Below are 20500 nucleotides of genomic sequence, written 5' to 3'. Positions count from 1 at the left end.
CGTCATGCGCGGGACTTCCGGAGCACCCACACGAAGTACGGGGCGCCGACCAGCGCGATCATGAGGCCCGCCGGCATCTGGGCAGGTGCGACGAGCGCCCGGCCGAGGGCGTCGGCCACGCAGACCAGCACCGCGCCGAGCAGCATCGCGACGGGGATGGCTCGGCCGTGCCGGGCGCCGACCAGTGACCGGGCGAGGTGCGGGGCGACGAGTCCCACGAAACCGACGACGCCGACGGCGACCACGCTGAGCGCCGCGAGCACGGCGGCGATCGCCAGCGCGGAGAGGCGGGTGCGTTCGACCTTGACGCCGACGATGCGCGGGGTGTCCTCGTCGACGGCGAGCAGGTCGAGCCGCTCACGCATGGCGAGCAGCACGGGCAGCGCGAGCGCCAGGGCCACCGCGACCGGGACGACATCGGGAAACGTGCGGCCGTAGGTCGTACCGGACAGCCAGGTGAAGATGCGGGGCGTGTTGTACGGGTCGGCGCGCAGGAGGAGGAAGGTGGTGATGGCGCTGAGTCCGTATCCGCAGCCGATGCCGATCAGTACGAACCGGTCGGGCAGGAAGCCGCCGCGCCACGACAGCAGGGCGACCACCGCGAACGTGGCGAGCCCCGCCGCAACCGCCACCACGATGAGCACCGGCCGTCCGCCGGGCAGGCCCGACGTGACGACGCTCGCCGCACCGAGACCGGCGCCTGCCGTGATGCCCAGCACCCCGGGCTCCGCCAACGGGTTACGCACCGCGCCCTGCACGACACATCCGGCCAGCCCGAGCGCCGCGCCCGCGAACACCGCGGCGGTCACGCGCGGGACCCGGTCGTCGAGCGCCTGGCCGATCAGATCCGGCGCCAGGCCCTGGGCCCAGAGCACGATATCCCCGGTCCGCAGCCAGAGACTGCCCGCGAGAACCGCCACGACGGCCGCCACGGCCAGCAGCGCCACCGCGCCGGACACGACGAGGAGGAACGCGCGCCGCGACCGTGCGGCGACCCGCGCATGCGGGGGCCGCGAAGCCTGGCCCGTGTCCCGCAGACGCAGCGCGAGCACCACGATCACGACGGAGCCGAGCAGCGCGGTCGGCACACCGGTGGGGATGGCGGCCGCGCCGTCCGCGCCCTGCACCGCGCGCAGGCCCGCGTCCGCGAGAAGGATGAGCAGCGCGCCGAGCAGCCCGGCCGCAGGCACCGAGTACAGGTGCCGGCGCAGCGCCCCGACCCGCCCGGCGATCAGGCGGACCAGGACGGGTGCGCCGAGGCCGACGAAGCCGATCGGTCCCGCGAGGGTGACCGCCGTACTGGTCAGCAGCACCGCACAGAACACGGCCGTCACACGGGTGGAACGGATCGGGACGCCGAGGGTGGCCGCGGTGTCGTCGCCGAGGTTCATCACGTCGAGGCGCCGGGACAGCGCGAGGCCGAGGCACAGCACCACGGCCACGAGGGGCCAGGCGCGCATGGCCGCGTCGATGTTCAGCTGCGCGAGCGAACCGCTCCCCCAGGCGAACAGGCCGGTCGTGTTCTGGTTGAACAGGATGAGGAGCGCCCCGGTCGCCGCGTCCAGGGCCAGCGCCGTCGCCGATCCGGCGAGGATGAGGCGGGTGCCCGCGGTGCCGGCGGCCCGGCCCGCGAGCAGCAGCACGAGCGCCGCCGCGGTCAGGCCGCCGACGAAGGCGACGACGCCGGACGCCCACAGCGGGACGGCGAGACCGAAGGCCGCGACGAGCGTGAGGGTGAAGTAGGCGCCGGCCGTGACCGCGAGGGTGTCGGGCGAGGCGAGGGCGTTGCGCGTGACGGACTGGAGCAGCGCTCCGGCGGCACCGAGGGCGAACCCGACCGCCACGCCCGCGAGCAGGCGCGGCAGGCGCGAGCCGGTGAAGATCTCACCGACCGGCGCGCCACCGGTGTGCTCCCGCCCGCCGGTGAGATACCGCACCAGGTCTCCGACACCGACACCCGAAGTGCCCTGCGTCAGATGCCACATGCCCACCAGGACGGTCGCGAGGAGGAGCGCCGCGAGGAGGGCGATCCCGGTGGCACCCGGCGCCTTGGGGCGGCGCGGCGCGCCCGCTTCGTGCGTCGGGCCCACCTCGTGTGGTGCGCCCACCTCATGCGGCGCGCTCACCTCTTGCGGCGCGCTCACCTCTTGCGGCGCGCTCACCTCTTGTCGAGTACGTCGACGTACGCGTCGATCGCCTGCTCGGTGGAGCGCGGGCCGCCGGCGCCCCACACCCGCGCCGGGAACGAGTGTGCGCGGCCTTCCTTCACGGCCGGGATCGTCTTCCAGATCGGGTTCTTCTTCAGCGCCGCGACGTAGCCCCCCGCACCTTCGTCGTTGGCGTAGAAGAGGTTGGCGTCACCCACCGCGGTGAGTCCCTCGACGTCGGTCTGGGCGAGCCCGTAGGACTTGTCGACGCCGCCGTCCCCGTGGTTCTTGTTGACGGCCTTGGTCCACGCCGGGTTCATGCCGAGCTCCTTGCCTATCTCGGTGAACAGGGCGCCGTCGCTGTAGGGCCGGACGGTGAGGTTGCCGCCCTCCAGCCATCCGTCGAAGAACAGGAAGTCCTTCGTGGGCAGATCGGCGTCGGTGACCTGCTTCTTCGCCGTCGCCAGGTGGTCGTCGAACTCCTTGAGCACCTGGTCGGCCCGCTCGGTGCGGCCCGTCGCCTTGCCGATCATGCTGAACACGTTCCGCATGTTGCCGATCGGGTCCTTCGGGTCGGCCCCCTTGGTGACCATCACGGGGACCTTCCGCTTCTCCAGCTTCTTGACGGTCTCGTCGTCGGCGTCGAACCCCTCCACCACGACGAGGTCGGGCTTCGCCGCGTAGAGGGTGTCGAGGTCGGGCTCCTCGCGGGTACCGATGTCGGTCACCCCGCTGGGCAGCTTCTCGGCGCTGACCCAGGTGCTGTAGCCCTTCGCGTCGGACACCGCGGTGGGGGTGACACACAGCGTCAGCGCGTCCTCGACCTGCTGCCACTCCAGGACCGCGATCCGCTTGGCGGGCTTGTCGAGCTTCACGGTGCGGCCGACGCCGTCCTTGAAGGAGACCGGCTTCGTCGAGGTGGCCGTGGTGTCCGAGGCGCAGTCCTTCGACGCGGGCGACGCACTGGCCCCGCCCTCGGCCTTGACGGCCTTGTCGACGTCGGTCGTGCCGCAGGCCGTCGCGGCGAGGAGGACGAGCCCGGTGGAGGCCGACGCCGCCAGGAGACGGGCACGGTTCATGAGGGGGCCTCTTTCTTGAGATGTGTCGAGGTACGTGTGTGGGTCGGCGTACGTGCGCGTTGGGAGTACGTACGTGTTGGTGAGCGAGGCGGATGTTCCGCCTCAGGCGGCGTGCCGCCCGATGGGATCGATGCGCAGGCGGCCGGTGCGGGCGTCCACGCTGACGTCGACCCGGATGTCGTAGACCTCGCCGATGTTCTCGGCGGTGAGGACGTCCGCGGGTGCGCCCGCCGCGTGCACGCGGCCGGAGCGCATCAGGACCAGCGTGTCCGCGACACGGGACGCCTGGTCGAGGTCGTGCAGCACGATCCCGACCGCGATGCCGTGCTCCTCGACGAGATCGCGCACCAGGTCGAGCGTCTCGAACTGGTAGCGCAGGTCCAGGTGGTTGGTCGGTTCGTCGAGCAGGACGACGCCGGTGTCCTGGGCGAGGCAGGCCGCGAGCCAGACACGTTGCATCTCGCCGCCGGACAGTTCCCCGACCGGGCGTCCCGCCATGTCCCGTACGCCGGTGACACCCATGGCACGGTCGACGGCGGCCCGGTCCTCGGCGGTCGGCCCCGCGAAGCCGCGGCGGTAGGGATGGCGCCCGAAGGCGACGACCTCCGAGACCGTCAGCCCTTGGGGCGCGGGCCTCGACTGGGAGAACAGCGTGACCTCACGGGCGAACTGGCGGGCACTGAGCAGCGCCGCGTCACGCGCGGACGGGCCGTCGGGAGCGCCGAGCGTCACCCGGCCGCCCTCCACCCGGTGCAGTCGGGACAGCGCCCGCAGCAGCGTGGACTTGCCACTGCCGTTGGGCCCCACGAGGGCGGTCGCGCGGCCGGGCGCCAAATCGATCGAGACACCATGGACGACCGGCTTGCCGTCGTAACGAAGCACCAGCTCATGCCCGTTGAGGGCGGCGCCCACCGGCGCGTCGGGTGGCCCGGCAACCGAACGCTCGGTGGGCCGAGGAGAGCGCGTGAACATCGACGAATCCCGGTGGTCGGAAGGGCAGGAGGCGCGGCACCCTCCGACCGGCCGTCACCGGCCGGGCCGCGAACTCACCCGCGTACGGGCAGCGCCGTGCACGTCGAGCACCAACTAAGGGTTACCTAACTCCGAGCAGGTTATATTCCGGCCGCCGCGTCGACAATCACGCGTTCTGGACACCCGATACGGGATTCCGGACATCACCCGGGGCGGCGTCGGCGCCGTCGCCCGCCGCGAAGAACGCGCCCGGCGTGGTGCCCATGACCCGCCGGAACGCGGCGATGAAGGAGCTGGACCGGGCGTAGCCCAGCGTCTCGGAGACCGTCAGCACATCGAAGCCCTCGGAGAGCAGCGTCAGCGCGCGGTGCACCCGCAGCAGCTGCCGCCACTGCGCGAACGAGAGGCCGGCCGCCTGGCGGAACGCGCGGGTGACCGTCCGGTCGCTGATCCCGAGGCGCCCCGCCCACTCCTCCAGAGAGCGGGGGTCTCCGGGGTCGTCCAGCAGGGCTTCGGCAATCGGATCGATCCGGGGGTCGTTGGGCAGCTGGAGGGCGAACTGGCGCTCCGACGGCCGGAGCACGTCGAACACGACCGACTCCGCCCGCGCCCTGGCCGCCTCGTCGAGGTCCGTGCGGGACAGATGGATCAGCAGCGACTCGAGCAGCGGCGTCATCGCGATCGCCTTCGGTTCCCCGACCGCGAACGGTGTGCGGTCCGGGGCGAAGAAGGCGTCGTGGAACTGCGCACCCGCCGTCGACCGGCCCCCGTGCGCCACTCCGGCGGGCATCCACAGACCGTGCCCCTCGGACACGGTGAAGACGCGGTCCCCGACGCGGGACGTCAGCGTTCCACCACGTACCCAGACGAGTTCGTGAAAGGGGTGCGAGTGCGGCGCCCACTCGGTGGGAACACGGGGAATCCGGAACCCGGCGGTGATGGTGAAGGGAGCCGCCCCCTGCTCCGGAAGCGGCTCGACCGGCTCCGGCAACGCCGATACCTGCATGCGCACGAGTCTATCCGCGGCGCCGGCAGCCACCCCTCACACGTTCCGCTCCTCCAGCCGGTGCGGGTGGGCCGGATAGACGCCGAGTACGCGGACCTCGGTCGAGAAGAAGCTCAGCTCCTGCAGGGCGAGCGCGACACGGGGCTCGTCGGGATGCCCCTCGATCTCGACGTAGAAGCAGCTCGGGTTGAGACCCGCCCCCATCTGATAGCTCTCGATCTTGGTGAGGTTCACCCCACTGCTGGCGAAGCCGCCGAGCGCCTTGTACAGCGCGCTCGGGATGTTCCGCACGGCGAAGAACAGGCTCGTCATGGTCGGCCCGCCCTCCAGGGGCGCGAATTCGGCGTCACGGGACAGGACGACGAATCGCGTGGTGTTGTCCGGGTCGTCCTCGACGCCGGCCTGCAACACCTCCAGACCGTAATGCCCGGCCGCGGCCGGCGGGGCGAGCGCCGCATGCCGCGGGTCGCCCAGTTCCGCCACCTCGCGGGCGGCACCCGCGGTGTCGTCGCTGACCCGCGTACGCCACCCGCCCGCACGCACCACCTTCCGGCACTGCCCCAGCGCGTGCACATGGCTGCGGACGCACTCCACCTGACCGAGCGACGTCCCCGGCACCCCCATGAGGTCGAACCGGATGGCGAGGAAGTACTCGCCGATCACGAACAGGCCCGATTCCGGGAGCAGATGGTGCACGTCTGCGACACGGCCGGCCGTGGAATTGTCCACCGGGATCACCGCCAGGTCGGCGGTGCCCAGCGTCACCGCGTCCAGCGCCTGCTCGAAGCCGACGCAGGGCAGTTCCGTGCACCCCGGGAACAGCCTCTGGGCGACGGTCGCCGAGTTGGAGGCATGTTCGCCTTGATACGCGATGCTGGTCACAGGGTTTCACCTTCGGTGCGGAGGCCGTTGCGATCGTTCAGGGGGCTCAACAGGAGACCCAACTCTTTCATCCCGGCGACTGGGGCCCCCGGCCAGGACCGTACGCCCCCGCCGACAGGGACCCCCACGACGCCATCCGGCACACTGGAGGCCCATCGCTCCGTCCGCCCGTGCACGTCGTCGCGCCCGGGTGGACGCCCGGCCCTCGAAGGAGCCCCCGCGTGAAGCGCCCCACCGCCCGCGACGTCGCCCAGCTCGCCGGCGTCTCGCGTGCAGCCGTGTCGTTCGTCTTCAGCGGGCGGGCCGAGGGGAATCTGTCGGCCCGGACACAGCAGCGCATCAAGGAGGCGGCGGACACACTCGGCTACCGGCCCGACGAGGTGGCGCGGTCGCTGCGCGCGCGGCGTACGGGTGTGATCGGGATGCTCAGCGACTCGATCGCCACGAGCCCCTTCGCCGGACGCATGGTGCTCGGCGCGATGGAAGCGGCGCGTGCGCGCGGACACCAGGTGCTGCTGATGGAGTCGGGCAGTGACAGCGCGGCGGAGGCCGAGGCGGTCGCGGAGCTGCGGGCACGCCGCGTCGACGGGTTCGTCTACGCGGCCATGGAACTCAACGCGACGGACGTCCCCGAGGGCCTGGACCCGGCACGCACGGTGCTCGCCAACTGCCTTCCCCGCAAGGAGAGTTCGTACGCCGCCGTGGTCGCGGACGAGCGGGCCGGCGGGCGCGGCGCCGTCGACGTGCTGCTCGCGGCCGGGCACCGGGACATCGCACTGGTGGGCGGGCCCGAAGGGAACATCGCCGCCGACGACCGCGCCCTGGGCTTCGCCGACGGACTCCGCGTGGCGGGTGTACCGGTGCGCGCCCGGCGGCGACTGCGGGCCGGCTGGCAGATCGACGAGGGGTACGCCGCCGCGCTGCGCCTGCTGGACGTGGCGAAGCCGCCGACGGCCGTGGTGTGCGCCAACGACCGTGTGGCGACAGGGGTGTTGCTGGCCGCCGCCAGGCTGGGGATCTCCGTGCCGGAGCGGCTTTCGGTGGTCGGGTACGACGACCAGGACCAGATGGCCGCGCACCTGGTCCCGGCCCTGACGACCGTGGCGCTGCCGCATCACGCGATGGGCGCGGCGGCCGTGGACACGCTGCTCGACGCGGTGGAGTCCGGCGGACCGGTCCCGGCGGGGCACGTACGGCGCCTGGAGTGCCCAGTCGTCGCGCGCGCTTCGGTGGTGGCCCCCGCCGACGCCTGAGCGCCCGGCACAAACGCCAGACGGGAAGGGCGAGTTGGGGGAAACCGACGACGGCCGCCCTTGCCCGAGGACATCACAAAAGGGATGCAGTGGGCTAACGTCTCACCAAGCGGCCGCAGGCCACAAACGGGAGGTTCCCCATGCTGAAGCAGGTAGCGGAAGGGGTACTGGTCCACCAGAGCGAGTTGCTCCAGAACAACACCGTTGTCGTGCAGGGCACGGATGGTGTGCTGCTCGTGGACCCCGGAATCACGGACGACGAAATGCTCTGCCTGGCGAACGACCTCGCCAAGTTCGGCCAGTCCGTGACCGCAGGCTTCTCGACGCATCCCGACTGGGATCACGTGCTCTGGCACGCCGAACTCGGCGAAGCACCTCGCTACGGCACGGCCCGCTGCGCGGCGGAAATGGAAGAGCTGCTGTCGCACGCGGACTGGAGGACCCAAGTCACCGAGGGCCTACCGCCGGAAATCGCCCTGGAAACGCCACTGGACCTGTTCGGCCTCATCACGGCTCTGCCGGCCGGAACCGTACGGATTCCTTGGGACGGCCCCGAGGTGCGAATCATCGAACACCCTGGCCACGCACCCGGCCACGCGGCGCTGTTGATCGCTCACAGCAGGGTTCTCGTCGCGGGCGACATGCTCTCCGACGTCCTGATCCCGATGCTCGACGAGTCCACCACCCCGATCGACGATTACCTGGTGAGCCTGCGACTGCTCGAGGACGTGGCGGACGACGTCGACGTCCTCGTCCCCGGCCACGGGTCCGTCGCCGGCACCGATCAGGTACGCACACGCATCCACCAGGACCGGGCGTACGTACACGCCCTACGGGACGGCCTCACTCCCGACGACCCACGGCTCGGCGCATCGGCGAGGCCCGGCTGGGAGTGGGTGAACGACGTGCACGAGGGGCAGGCCCAGAGCATTGCGCGGCGAGGTGGCAAGTGAACAGTCCGGCACGGACGAACCAGTACGCGGCCCCATGCGCCCGCTGCGGCGAGCAAGTCGAAGCCGAGACCGGCACGCTGCTGCGCAGTGCGTGGGGGCGATGGGTGACCTACCACCCGGCGCACGCCCCGACACCCGACCCGGACGGCACCACCTCGGACCCCTCCGCACTCCTGCCCAACCGGTGGGACGGACGGTGCGAGACCTGCGGGGAAGCTGTCGCGGCCTACACGGGAGTAGTGGTGCGCAAGGTGTCCGGCGGAAGGGACGTGCACTACCACCGTGACCACGTCCGTGACCCCGCGCCACCGCCCCGTCTCCCCCACCCGGGCTGGCATCGGCGCCGCCTCATGGCTCTGGACATCGCGACCACCGGCAACCGCTTCGCCGTCGACCGGATCCTGGGTGCGGCGGTGTGCACCACTGACGGGACGCAAAGGTCCTGGCTCGTCGACCCGGGCCCCGGTCCGCTGTCCGTCGCACCGTACAAGGACCACGGCATTAAGATGGAGCGGGCACGCGCCAAAGGGACACCTGCCCCCGAGGCACTGGGCGAGCTGGCGGCCACTCTGACCGAGTATCTGGCAACCAAGGAGCCCTTGGTCGTCTGGTACGCGCCGTTCGTACTCACCATCCTGGAGACGGAGTTGACCCGGCACGGACTCACCCCGTTGTCCACCCGCCTCCCGCACGGCCTGTCACCGATCTGCGACCCCCTCGTGCTCGACCGGCACGCGGACATCGACCACTCCCGCGGGCACCGCCTCCAAGACGTCGCCGAGTGGTACGGCATCGACCACGACAAACCCAGCAACGCCGCCAGCGACGCGGAGACCTCCCTCGTCCTCGCACAGGTCATCGCTGCCTGCCACCCTGCTGTCGGTCGTCTGTCACGGCCGGCCCTGCACCGGGAACAGGTGCGCTGGAACGACCAGTTCATTCAGCAACTGGAAGCGCGCAGCCCCGGCATCGTCACCGACCGCCACTGGCCCCTGGGGTCGGTCCAGGTATCGACCTGGACCGACCACGACCCTGCCGGTCACGAGCGATGACGGGCAGGAAGGGCTCACCGCGTCACGTCGGGTGCGTCCTCATGGGCGTGATCCTTGGATGCGGGGTGAGCCGGTCCGTCGGCCCGAGCAGCAGCACGCAGCGCCGCCTCGACCCGGCGGTTGCTGGTCATGGACGCCGTCACGGCCGTCATCGACAGGAGGAGGCCGGCGGCGGCGTAGAGCGGGGTGCGGACGTCGTAGGTGGTGGCCAGCCAGCCGCCGAGGAAGGCCCCGACGGGGGCGGCGCACATGGCCAGCATGCGGGACGTGGAGGCGACCCGGCCCATCAGGTGGGCCGGGACGATGGTTTGGCGGAGGGAGGGCCCGAGCACCATGGTGGCGCCCATGCCGGCCCCGCAGACGGCGAGCCCCAGTCCGGCCACGTACGGGTTCGGGGCGGCGGCCAGGACCAGGATGGCGAGCCCTTCGACGGCAGCCGTGCAGGTCAGTGCGGTGCCGGTGCCGAGTCGTCGGCCGAGGTGGGAGGCGATGCCTGCACCGAGCAGGCCGCCGGTGGCCTCCGCCGTGAGGAGCAGGCCGAAGCCGTAGGTGTCGATGCCGAGGCGGTCGTGCGCGAAGAGGGCGAGCACGGTCTCCACGGCGAGGAAGGCGACGTTCCCGACTGCCGGGCGGAGCGCGAGCCCGAGCAGCACCCGATCCCGGAAGACGTACGAAGCGCCGGCCCGCGCCTGCCGAAGCAGTGACTCGCGGACCTCCGGCACGGGCCGGGGCATGGCGGGCAGCGATCGTACGAGCAGTGCGGAGAGCAGGAACGACACCGCATCGGCGAGCAGCGGAACCGCCCGCCCGAGCGCGAGCAACGCACTGCCCGCAGGCGGCCCCGCGAAGCCGGACATGGCCGTCTGGGCGCCGCGCAAGCGGGAGTTGGCGCGCTCCAGGAGCGCGGGGTCGCGGCCGAGCAGATCCGGCAGATAGGCCGTGGCGGCCGTATCGAAGAAGAGTCCACCGAGGCCGAGCAGGAAGGCGACGGCCGCGAGCAGCGGAATACTCAGCAGGTCGAACGCCGCCGCTGCCGCCGGTATCGCCAGCAGCACCGCTCGCGCCGCATCCGTGACCCACATCGTGCGCCGACGGTCCCAGCGGTCCACCAGCGCACCGCCGAGCATCCCGAAGAGCAGCCACGGCAGCGTGCCCGCGGCCGTGACAACGGCGAGCGCCATCGGATCCCGCGTCAACGTCAGTGCGAGCAGCGGCAGCGCGGCATGTGACACCCCGTCACCGAGCGAGGACACCGTCTGCGCGGTCCACAGCCGCCCGAACCCGGTCGGCAACTTCCGTACGTCTGCGTTCACTTGACATCCCCCCCGGCCCGCTCGCCCGATGCCGGGTGGAACAGTGCGAAGACGAGTGACGCGTCCGGCAGCGACTGATCGGACAGCTCCCGATACTCGTCCGCAAGCGCCTCAAGCCGCGCCCCCAGGTCTGCGAACTGCTCGTCGGTGAGCCGCAGATGCGCCATCCGAACGTGCCGCTCGCCATCCGCCGGAGACGCCTCCAGGTCCGCCACCGCATGCCGCATCAGCACATCCGGACCTCCCTCGCCCGGATCCGGCAGCACGATCGACCGCGCGGCCATCGCGTAGTACCGCTCGGTGACTCCCCGTACCTTCCGCGTCCGCACCACCTTGACCAGACCGGCCCGCTCCAGCAGCCGCACGTGGTAGCTGGAACTTCCCTTCGCGAGGCCGACCCGCTCGGCGATCTGCGTGATCGTCGCAGGCTCGAAGCGGAGCACGGCCATGATCCGGTGACGTGTGCGATTGGAGACGGCGCGCAGCTGGTCATCCGTGGTGACGTGAATGGTCTCGGCAGTATCGTCGGTGGGCATGCGAGCAATGGTCAACGTTTCTTGACCATTGGGCAAGGGGTTTGCGCACGGCTTCCAAAATCCGCTGTCCGGCGCACGGACCCCGCATCCGCGCCGTCGCCTCAGGTCACCAGCCCCCGGCGATAGGCATAGACGACCGCCTGGACGCGGTCGCGGAGGCCGAGTTTGGCGAGGATGCGGGAGACGAACGTCTTGACGGTCTCCTGGCTCAACAGGAGGGCTGCGGCGATCTCGCTGTTGGACAGGCCGTCCGCGATGAGGAGCAGGACCTCCAGTTCGCGCGGTGTCAGCGGAATGTCGGGCGCGGTGTCCTCGGCGGGCCGGATCCGGGCGGCGTATCTGCCCACGAGCTGACGTGTCACCTCGGGGTCGAGGAGGGCCGCGCCGGTGGCCACGGTCCGTATCCCCAGGAGCAGTTGGGCCGGCGGCGCGTCCTTGAGGAGGAATCCGCTCGCCCCGGCGCGCAGTGCCTCGTAGACGTACTCGTCCAGGTTGAACGTGGTGACGACGAGCGCCTTGACGGGATGCCGCACCCCGGAACCGGCGAGCCGCCGGGGCGCCTCGATGCCGTCGAGCACCGGCATGCGTACGTCCATCAACACGACGTCAGGACGCAGTCGTTCGGCAAGGTCGACGGCCGTCTTGCCGTCCCCGCACTCGCCCACCACTTCCAGGTCGGGCTGGGCGTCGATGATGGTCACCAGGCCGGTGCGGACCAGTACTTGGTCGTCGCAGACCAGTACTCGGACGGGCTCGGTCACGATGCGCTCCCGCCGGGTATCCGGGCCCGTACGACGAAGCCGCCGCCCGTCTGCGGGTGCGCGCTGAACTCTCCGCCCAGGACATCGACCCGCTCGCGGAGCCCGGCCAGACCGCGGCCGCCGCCTCCCGTGGATGCGGTCGACGATCCACGACCGTCCGTGCGGACCTCCACGGTGATCGCCCTTCCCCCGTGCTTCGCCTGGACCGAAGTGCGCCTGCCGTGAGCGTACTTGAGTGCGTTCGTCAGGGCTTCCTGCACGATCCGGTAGGCGACGAGGTCGGCGCTGCCGGTCGATTCGGCGGGCGTGCCCTCCTCGGTGAACTCCACCGGCTGCCCGGCCCGGCGGGTCTGCTCGACGAGGGTGAGGAGCCTGCCGACGGCCGGCGTCCTGGGCTCGGCGCCCGCGCCGCCGTCGGCCTCGGTGCCGTGGTCGGGGTTGAGCAGGTCGAGCAGGTGCCGCAGGTCGGTAATGGCCCGCCGGCCGGTGTCACTGACGGCGCTCAAGGTCTGGTCGAGACGCTCGGGGGCGGCGGTCAGATAGCGGGCGGCCTCCGCCTGCACCACCATCGCCGTCACATGATGGGTGACCACGTCGTGGAGCTCGCGGGCGATGCGGGTGCGTTCGGCGACGAGGGTCTCCTCGGCGACGCGGCGGCAGCGTTCGGCCTCCGCGAGCCGGCCTGCGCGCATCCACACTCCGGATGCCCCACGCGAGGACCAGCGCCAGATAGAACAACACGAACTCGACGAGCGGATCGCCCGGCCCCAGCCAGTGGATGGCGACCGACAGCAGGACGAACGCCGCGGAGCAGCAGAGCACGGTGACGCGCCGGCGACTGTCCAGCCGGGACGCGACGGTCAGCAGCGCGATGGGCAGCGCGCTCCCCGCGAACGTGTGGTAGCCGCGGAGTTGGTCGACAACGAAGCCGAGCGACACCAGGGCAAGGCAGGCCACCGGCCAGCGCGTCGAAGGGCCGGTTCGGCACACTCCCGAGCACCGTCCCCTGGCTGTGCAACTCCGGCACGAACGACGCCGCCAGGAACACCACACCGAGCACGGGATACCAGACCGCGGGCCCGACCCGGCGCCACTGCTCCGGGACCCACCGAGGAGTGCTCACCGGGAGAGTGTAAGCGTGGGCTTCGCGCGGCCCTGGCCGCCGATGAACGTGACCGCTGTGACCTGCGGCAGTTGCCTGACACGCCTCATGTCCACGCCTCCGAGGCCGAAGTACTAAAGGTGCCTGGAGGCGCCTATTGGTGGGCCGCGGCCTGCGCGGTGACACGCTGGACGGCCTTGACGGCGATGTCAGGTCGGTCGACGTGGATGTAGTGCCCGCTTCCGGCGGCGGTGCTGATGCTGCTGCGCGGGGAGCGCACCTCGCCATCGTCGATCACGAACTTCTCCGGGTTCTGACCCTTGTTCACCGCGATGGTCTGGTCGCGCAGTTCGGCTGCGGCGTCGGTCGCAAACGCAGGAATCGCCTTGTTGATACCGGCGGTCAGAGCCGGGATCGTGGCGTCCAGATGGACCAGCCCCTTGACCCGGTCCCGGTGATCGGGGGCGTACCGGGCCGCGATGAACCCGCCCATGGAGTGACCGGCCAGGCCGACCGGACCGTCCCCGACGATCCGGTCGAGCACGCCCGTCAGGATCTTGCCGCTGTCGTCGACGGTCTGGGCGCCCTTCGGCTTGTCGCTCTTGCCCTCGCCGAGCCGGTCGTAGGAGCAGACCCGAGCCTTTTTACTCAGGGTCTTCTGTAGACCGGCCATCGTGTCCAGCCCGTCTCCCCCGCCGGCCATCAGCATGACCGCGGGCGTACGGCCCGTCGATCGACCGGAACACGAGACGTTGACCGAGTTACCGTCGACACGGACCTTCTTGGTCCCCAGGAACGAGTCCCCACCACTGGACACCCCCTTGCCCTGCACCGCGTCCGCGACGGACTCCGACAGCGACTGCGCCTTGGCTCCGACATTCCCGTATCCGACAATGCCCCCACCGGCCACGGCGCCTGCCGCGCAGAACATGACGGCAGCGGCAGCCACCTTGATCGAGCGGTACACGAGGGCCTCCAGGAAGGCGAGCAAGGTCTGGGAGAGATACGGCATCGGCGTCACGCCGACCGCACGAACGCTACGGAGCCTGCGGCCCGCGATCGTCACCCCACGGAGCCCACTTACACGTAGCTCTCCAGGGGGACGGCTCCCGCGCGCTCTCTCATCAGGGCCGCTCAGTTCAAGTCGCTGCTGTACCGCCTGCTCTGGTCACAGACCGCCCCGACGCCGATGAACAGCGCACCCGCAAGGAACAGCAACGAGACACCCCACGTCGCGTGGGACGGTGACGCCTGCACGATGGCGAAGGCCGCGAGCGGCGCGAGGCCGCCGGAGAACGCTCCGCCCACCTCTCGCCCGGTGCCCAGGCCAGTCCCCCGTACCGCGGGCGGGAACTGGCGGGCGAGGAAGGCGCCTTGGGCGGAGAGCAGCGCGGGCACCGTGATGCCGGTGGCAAGCGTGAGTCCGAGCCAGATCAGCCAGTTGTTCCGCGTGTCCAGTAGCCAGAAGAACGGGAAGGCCAGCGCGGCGGTGGCAACGGCGCTGACGATGACCACCTTCTTCGAGCCGATGGCGTCGCTCAGTCGGCCCGCCAGCGGCACCGTGACGAGTGAGCAGCAGCTCGCGATGCTGATGCCCAGGGCGCCGACGCTGGCGGAGACGCCCTGGAAGTCGGTGAGGTAGGACAGCGAGAACGTTTTGAAGGTGTAGCTGACACCGTTGTAGCCGATGGTGATGGCCATGACGACGGCGAGGCCCCGCCAGTCCGTTCTGAAGAGCTGAATGAGCGGGTTCTTCTTCCGCTCGGGGCGGGTCCGTTCCTGGTGTGTCATCTCCTGGAAGGCGGGTGTCTCGGGCAGGTTGCGGCGCACCCACAGGCCGATGCCGACGAGGAGGAAGCTGAGGACGAACGGGATCCGCCAGCCGACGCTGTACAGGAAGTCATCGTTCATGCTGGTGAGGCCGGCGACCGTGAGGGACGAGGCGAGCAGGCCGACGTTCACCCCGAGCGCGGGCCAGGACCCCTGCCGGCCGCGGGACTTGGCGTCCGCATGCTCGTACGCCACGGCGATCGCGCCGCCGAACTCGGCTCCCGCGCCGAGACCTTGGAGCAGGCGCAGCAGGATGAGCAGGACCGGGGCCATGACACCGATGGAGGCGTAGCTCGGCAGCAGGCCGATGCACGCGGAGGAGGCTCCCATGAGCGTGAAGGTCAGGGACAACACCTTCTTGCGACCCAGCCGGTCGCCCATCATTCCGAACACGATGCCGCCAACGGGGCGGGCGAAGAACCCCACCGCGAAGGTGCCGAGCGCGGCCATGGTGGCCAACGCGGGTTCCCCGGCGGGGAAGAACACCTTCCCGAACACCAGGGCGGCCATCGAGGCATAGAGGTAGAAGTCGAACCACTCCATCGCGGAACCCGCGACAACGGCCGAGCGCACACCTTTCGGTGCCCGCGAAGCAGTGATGCGCTCTTCATCGAGCGTACGTGCCATGTCCCTCTTCTTTCGGTGCCGAGCCGGACGCGGACCGTGCGTGCGGCGCGTCGGAGCCCGGAGGAGCGGGAGTCCTGGGGCAGGACCAGACAGTCATTCAGCATGTGTGCGGTTCTTATATACGAACCATGACTCGGATATGCGAAGGCTAAGTGAGCGCTGAAGAGGGCGTCAAGGAGTCGGCACGGCGCAATCCCGGGGCGCCGTCCGGCCGTTGGCGGCGCGTCAGGGCATGCCGATGCACCGAGGCGCGAGGACCGCACCCCGGCGAGCCAAGGGGAGGAACGGGGGTGTGGCTACCGGTCGCCCAGCCGCGCCGCCGCCGCGGCCACCGCACCGGTGAGCGCGTCCGCGATGGCGGGGAGATGCTCCGCGATGCGCTGGGTGGGGCCGGCGACCGAGATGACGCCGCGCACCGCACCCTGCACGACGATCGGACGGGCCGCCGCGCTGACGTCGGGGAGCGTCTCGCCCCTGTTGAACGCCACGCCACCGGTGCGCACGGCGGCGAGCTCGTCGAGCGCGGCCCGGTAGGTGCCCGAATCCAGAAGCGCATCGCGCAGGTAGGCCTCGCGCTGCGCCGCGGTCCGGTACGCCAGGATGACCTTGCCCGCGCTCGGCGGATACAGCGGGCGGCGGACACGGATGGGCGCCGAGTACCGGATCAACTGCTGCGATTCGGCGGAGGCCAGGTACACGACGGAGTCCCCAACCGCCACGCCGAGCATCGCCGTCTCCTGGAACTGCTCGCGCAGCGCGTCGAGGCTGGGCTGCGCGGCCCCGGCCACGTCCAGGGACGGCTGCGACAGCAGATTCGCGAGCGCGGGCCCGAGTGAGTAGACGCCGTGCTCCTCGACCAGATACCCCGTCGACACCAGCCCCTTGACCAGACCGAAGACCGAGGACTTCGGGGCGTCGAGGGCGGTGGAGAGTTCGTGCATGCGGGCGCCGTCCCGCTGCGCGACGATCTCGAGGATGTCGGTCACCCGGCTGACGGTCCGGTGCGCCTTGGCGACGGTCTCGGCCACGGTGACCCTCCTTCTCAGTTCGTATCTACGAACCCTATCCGTCACCGAAGGTCCCGGTCGACTCTTGACCGGCTGCAGCCGCCCGCCTACGTTGATCGTATCTGCGAACGCGATGACGCAAATACGAACGGACATCGTCATGCACACCGAGCAGCACACCGAGATCACCCAGCGCGGGCTGTACTTCGAGGAACTGGAACCGGGTGTGCGCTACGCGCACCGGCCCGGACGCACCCTCGGCGAAGCCGACAACACGTTCTTCACCACGCTGACCATGAACCCCCAGAGCCTCCACCTGGACGAACACGCCGCCGCCGACACCGAGTTCGGGAAACGCCTGGTCAACAGCCTGCTCACGCTCTCCACCGTCGTGGGCCTCAGCGTCGGCCAGCTCACCCAGGGCACGACAGTCGCCAACCTGGGCTTCGAACAAGTCACCTTTCCCGCTCCGGTGTTCCACGGAGACACCCTCTACGCCGAGACCGAGGTCATCGCCAAGCGCTCGTCCGCCTCGCGCCCCGACAACGGCGTGGTCACCTTCGAGCACCGCGGCCGCAATCAGCGCGGTGAACTGGTCGCCGTCGTGCAGCGCGTGGCTCTGATGCGGCGCACCCCGGCCAACTCGGCAGCAGGGGAAGGGCAATGAGTGCGCTCAAGGGCCCCACCCTGCTGTTCTGCCCCGCTGACCGGCCGGATCGGTACGCCAAGGCCGCCGCCCGCGCCGACAGCATCGTCCTCGACCTCGAGGACGCCGTGGCCCCTGCGGACAAGGACGGCGCCCGCCAGTCCGTCGTGCGAGCCCTCCTCGAGCTCGACCCGGCACACACCTTCGTACGCATCAACGCCCTCGACACACCATGGGGCAAGGACGACCTGGCGGCGCTGCCCGCACACACCATGGTCATGCTCCCCAAAGCCGGCTCCGCGGCCGACGTGCGCGCCTGCGCACCGCGCGCCGTCCTCGCCCTGTGCGAGACCGCGGCCGGGGTGCTGGCCGCCGAGTCCCTCGCCCGCACCGACAACTGTGCCGGCCTCATGTGGGGCGGGGAAGACCTGATCGCGGACCTGGGCGGCCGCTCCAGCCGCGGCCCGGGCGGCGGCTACCGCGGTGTCGTCCTCCATACGCGGACACAGGTCCTCCTCGCCGCAACCGCCGCCCACAAGTACGCCGTTGACGCCGTCCACCTCGACATCTCCGACCTCGAAGGCCTGGCGGTCGAGGCGGAGGACGCCGTGGCCGTCGGCTTCCGCGCCAAGGCCTGCATCCACCCCAGTCATGTGGCCCCCATCCGCGCCGCGTTCGCGCCCACCGAGGCCGAGAGCCGATGGGCCCGCGAGGTCCTCGCGGCGGCCGAGATCCGTGGCGCCGTCTTCCGGCACGGGGGCCGCATGGTCGACGCCCCCGTCCTGGCCCACGCGCGCTCGGTGCTCGCCGCACTTGAGTCGGCCGACGACGAACCGCCCTCCGTCGCCGGCAACCACACGGCTCACCACACGAGGAAGTGACAGCAACATGGACTTCGAACTGACCACACAGCAGCAGGACATCCAGTCGGGAGTCCGTGACCTGGCCCGGTCCTTCCACCCCGACTACTGGGCGCAGCAGGACCAACGTGCCGAATTCCCCTGGCAGTTCTACGAGGCGTTCGCCAAGGCCGGCTGGCTCGGCATCGCCGTACCCGAGGAGTACGGGGGCGGCGGCCTGGGTGTCCTGGAAGCCGCTCTCCTGCTGGAAGAGGTGGCCGCCTCCGGAGCGGGCATGAACGGCTGCAGCACCATGCACCTGACCATCTTCGGGCTCAACGTCCTGGCCAAGCACGGCAGTGAGCAGCTACGCCGCGAGGTCCTGCCGCAGGCCGTCACCGGCGACCTGCACGTGTGCTTCGGAGTCACGGAACCCGACGCCGGCACCGACACCACCCGCGTCTCCACGTTCGCCCGCCGTGACGGTGACCACTACGTCATCGACGGCCGCAAGATCTGGATCACCAAGGCCGGGGACTCGCAGAAGATGGTGCTGCTGGCCCGCACCACACCCCGTAACGAGGTCACCAAGCCCACTGACGGGCTCTCCGTCTTCCTGGTCGACATCGACCGCACCGCCATGGACATCCGGCCGATCCCCAAGATGGGCCGCAATGCCGTCGCCTCCAACGAGATCTTCATCGACGGCCTGCGAGTGCCCGCCACCGCCCGCATCGGCGAGGAGGGCCAGGGATTCCGCTACCTGTTGGACGGACTCAACCCCGAACGGATCCTGCTCGCCCACGAGGCGCTCGGCATCGGCCGTGCCGCTCTGGATGTGGCGACCCAGTACGCCAAGGACCGCGTCGTCTTCGACCGCCCGATCGGCCGCAACCAGGGCATCGCCTTCCCGCTCGCCGAGGCACTCACCCGCCTGGACGCCGCCCGGCTCATGGCCCGCAACGCCGCCTGGCGCTACGACCAGGGCCTGCACTGTGCCCGCGAGGCGAACATGGCCAAGTGGCTGTGCGCCGACGCCGGTTTCCAGGCCGCTGACGCCTCCGTCCAGACACTGGGCGGCATGGGATACGCGAAGGAATACCACGTCGAGCGGTACTTCCGGGAGTCCCGGCTCATGCGCCTGGCCCCCGTCAGCCAGGAGATGGTCCTCAACTACGTTGCCCAGCACGTGCTCGGTCTGCCGAGGTCCTACTGATGACCACACCTGTGACGACACCTGTCACCGCACCTGATGCCCGTACGCCCGGCGCACTGGCAGGACTCAAGGTCCTCGACCTCTCCCGGGTCCTCGCAGGGCCACTGTGCACCCAGATGCTCGCCGACCACGGCGCCACCGTCGTGAAGGTGGAATCCCCGGCCGGCGACGACACCCGCCGCTGGGGACCACCGTTCCTCACCGAGGACACCAGCGCCTACTACGCGAACGTCAACCGTGGCAAGAAGAACATCGTCGTCGACCTGGCCACCGACCAGGGCCGCACCATCCTGGGTACCCTCCTGGCCGACGCCGACGTGGTGGTAGAGAACTTCAAGGCGGGCACTCTCGCGGCCTGGGGCTACTCCGACAACGTGATCCGCGAACGCTGGCCCGCCCTGATCCACTGCCGCATCACCGGCTTCGGCACCGACGGCCCCCTCGGCGCGCTGCCCGGCTACGACGCTGTACTCCAGGCGTACGGCGGCCTGATGAGCATCAACGGGGAACGGGAGGGACCACCACTGCGCATCGGCGTCCCGGTCGTCGACCAGGTCACCGGCATCCTCGCCTTCTCCGGAATCCTGCTCGCCCTCCACGAACGGCAACGCTCGGGCCGCGGCCAACTCGTCGACAGCACCCTCCTCGACACCGTCATCAGCCTCCTCCACCCCCACTCGGCATCCTGGCTGGCCGACGGCCGGGTCCCGTCCCGCACCGGATCTGCGCACCCCACCATCGCCCCCTACGAGAACTTCGCCACACTCGACGGACTGTTCTTCATCAGCGCGGGCAACGACCGTCAATTCGCCGCACTCGCCGACGTGTTGGGGGAACCTACCCTCGCCGTCGACCCCCGCTTCGCGACCAATCCGGACCGGGTCCGCAACGTGGCGGAGCTCCGCGCAATCCTCACCGACCGCATCGCGCGCCGCCGTCGGGCGGAACTCTCGGAACGCCTCCTCGCCCGAGGCGTACCGGCGTCCCCGGTGCACGACATCGCCGAGGCCATGACGGCGCCCCAGGTACGCCACCGCGAACTCGTCGTCGAACAGGACGGCTACCGCGGCGTCGGCGTCCCCATCAAACTGAGCCGCACCCCTGGCCACGCGGCAGCTCCGCCGAGCCCAGCGGGCGGTGACACCAGGGAGGTGCTTGCGGCGGCCGGTTGCACGGCGGAGCAAATCGCGGAGGCGTTGGAGAGCGGTGCGGTGGCGGCTCGGGAGGATGGGCCGACATGCCGCGGAGGGACACCGAGCGGCTCGGCGTAGCAGGGCGC

General features: G+C 70.6%; 18 protein-coding genes and 1 pseudogene. 7 read left to right on the top strand and 12 right to left on the bottom strand.

What is annotated here, in order from left to right:
- Positions 1-2 precede the first annotated feature (2 nt).
- From OHA73_RS40490 to OHA73_RS40470, 5 genes are all read right to left on the bottom strand, one after another.
- On the bottom strand, positions 3-2090 hold the full coding sequence (locus OHA73_RS40490) for an iron ABC transporter permease (RefSeq protein ID WP_327658621.1): 2088 nt from the start codon (positions 2088-2090) through the stop codon (positions 3-5).
- A gap of 68 nt (positions 2091-2158) precedes the next feature.
- Positions 2159-3226 (bottom strand): ABC transporter substrate-binding protein, encoded by a 1068-nt coding sequence (locus tag OHA73_RS40485; RefSeq protein ID WP_327657730.1) that lies wholly within the window; start codon positions 3224-3226, stop codon positions 2159-2161.
- Positions 3227-3328: 102 nt separating this feature from the next.
- On the bottom strand, positions 3329-4198 hold the full coding sequence (locus OHA73_RS40480; protein ID WP_327657729.1) for an ABC transporter ATP-binding protein: 870 nt from the start codon (positions 4196-4198) through the stop codon (positions 3329-3331).
- 166 nt (positions 4199-4364) lie between these two features.
- Positions 4365-5204: a helix-turn-helix domain-containing protein gene (locus tag OHA73_RS40475; protein ID WP_327657728.1), complete on the bottom strand. Its 840-nt coding sequence runs from the start codon at positions 5202-5204 to the stop codon at positions 4365-4367.
- Between the two features lie 36 nt (positions 5205-5240).
- Complete coding sequence (locus tag OHA73_RS40470; protein WP_327657727.1) at positions 5241-6086, bottom strand: prephenate dehydratase; 846 nt, start codon at positions 6084-6086, stop codon at positions 5241-5243.
- A gap of 221 nt (positions 6087-6307) precedes the next feature.
- Between OHA73_RS40470 and OHA73_RS40465 the strand changes: the two genes are divergently transcribed.
- From OHA73_RS40465 to OHA73_RS40455, 3 genes are all read left to right on the top strand, one after another.
- Positions 6308-7339, top strand: a complete 1032-nt coding sequence (locus OHA73_RS40465; RefSeq protein WP_266723778.1) for a LacI family DNA-binding transcriptional regulator — start codon at positions 6308-6310, stop codon at positions 7337-7339.
- A gap of 140 nt (positions 7340-7479) precedes the next feature.
- Positions 7480-8292 (top strand): MBL fold metallo-hydrolase, encoded by an 813-nt coding sequence (locus tag OHA73_RS40460; RefSeq protein ID WP_327657726.1) that lies wholly within the window; start codon positions 7480-7482, stop codon positions 8290-8292.
- Positions 8289-9344 (top strand): hypothetical protein, encoded by a 1056-nt coding sequence (locus tag OHA73_RS40455; RefSeq protein WP_327657725.1) that lies wholly within the window; start codon positions 8289-8291, stop codon positions 9342-9344. Before OHA73_RS40460 ends, OHA73_RS40455 begins: the two co-directional genes overlap by 4 nt.
- Positions 9345-9358: 14 nt before the next feature.
- On the opposite strand, the gene OHA73_RS40450 is transcribed toward OHA73_RS40455, so the two are convergent.
- The 7 genes and pseudogenes from OHA73_RS40450 to OHA73_RS40420 form a co-directional block, all read right to left on the bottom strand.
- Positions 9359-10657, bottom strand: a complete 1299-nt coding sequence (locus OHA73_RS40450) for an MFS transporter (protein WP_327657724.1) — start codon at positions 10655-10657, stop codon at positions 9359-9361.
- On the bottom strand, positions 10654-11193 hold the full coding sequence (locus OHA73_RS40445) for an ArsR/SmtB family transcription factor (protein WP_327657723.1): 540 nt from the start codon (positions 11191-11193) through the stop codon (positions 10654-10656). Before OHA73_RS40445 ends, OHA73_RS40450 begins: the two co-directional genes overlap by 4 nt.
- A gap of 101 nt (positions 11194-11294) precedes the next feature.
- On the bottom strand, positions 11295-11954 hold the full coding sequence (locus OHA73_RS40440; RefSeq protein WP_327657722.1) for a response regulator transcription factor: 660 nt from the start codon (positions 11952-11954) through the stop codon (positions 11295-11297).
- Positions 11951-13077, bottom strand: a pseudogene (locus OHA73_RS40435) (sensor histidine kinase). Before OHA73_RS40435 ends, OHA73_RS40440 begins: the two are co-directional and overlap by 4 nt.
- Before the next feature lie 133 nt (positions 13078-13210).
- A complete protein-coding gene (locus OHA73_RS40430) occupies positions 13211-14068 on the bottom strand; it encodes an alpha/beta fold hydrolase (RefSeq protein ID WP_327658620.1) in 858 nt (285 codons plus the stop codon).
- A gap of 122 nt (positions 14069-14190) precedes the next feature.
- Positions 14191-15513: an MFS transporter gene (locus OHA73_RS40425; protein ID WP_327657721.1), complete on the bottom strand. Its 1323-nt coding sequence runs from the start codon at positions 15511-15513 to the stop codon at positions 14191-14193.
- 296 nt (positions 15514-15809) lie between these two features.
- Complete coding sequence (locus OHA73_RS40420) at positions 15810-16541, bottom strand: IclR family transcriptional regulator (protein ID WP_327657720.1); 732 nt, start codon at positions 16539-16541, stop codon at positions 15810-15812.
- Positions 16542-16653: 112 nt separating this feature from the next.
- Between OHA73_RS40420 and OHA73_RS40415 the strand changes: the two genes are divergently transcribed.
- The 4 genes from OHA73_RS40415 to OHA73_RS40400 are packed head-to-tail and all read left to right on the top strand — an operon-like array spanning position 16654 to position 20492.
- Positions 16654-17187, top strand: a complete 534-nt coding sequence (locus tag OHA73_RS40415) for a MaoC family dehydratase (RefSeq protein ID WP_327657719.1) — start codon at positions 16654-16656, stop codon at positions 17185-17187.
- Positions 17184-18047: an HpcH/HpaI aldolase/citrate lyase family protein gene (locus OHA73_RS40410; RefSeq protein ID WP_327657718.1), complete on the top strand. Its 864-nt coding sequence runs from the start codon at positions 17184-17186 to the stop codon at positions 18045-18047. The genes OHA73_RS40415 and OHA73_RS40410 overlap by 4 nt, the downstream gene beginning before the upstream one ends.
- A gap of 7 nt (positions 18048-18054) precedes the next feature.
- Positions 18055-19221 carry an acyl-CoA dehydrogenase family protein gene (locus OHA73_RS40405; RefSeq protein WP_327657717.1) on the top strand — a complete coding sequence of 389 codons (1167 nt, stop codon included), beginning with the start codon at positions 18055-18057 and terminating at the stop codon, positions 19219-19221.
- Positions 19221-20492: a CaiB/BaiF CoA transferase family protein gene (locus OHA73_RS40400; protein WP_327657716.1), complete on the top strand. Its 1272-nt coding sequence runs from the start codon at positions 19221-19223 to the stop codon at positions 20490-20492. Before OHA73_RS40405 ends, OHA73_RS40400 begins: the two co-directional genes overlap by 1 nt.
- Positions 20493-20500 lie beyond the last annotated feature (8 nt).

It is taken from the genome of Streptomyces sp. NBC_00483, assembly GCF_036013745.1.
Lineage (GTDB): Bacteria > Actinomycetota > Actinomycetes > Streptomycetales > Streptomycetaceae > Streptomyces.
Note: the sequence above shows the minus strand (reverse complement) of the source record. Positions and strands in the feature narration are given on the sequence as shown.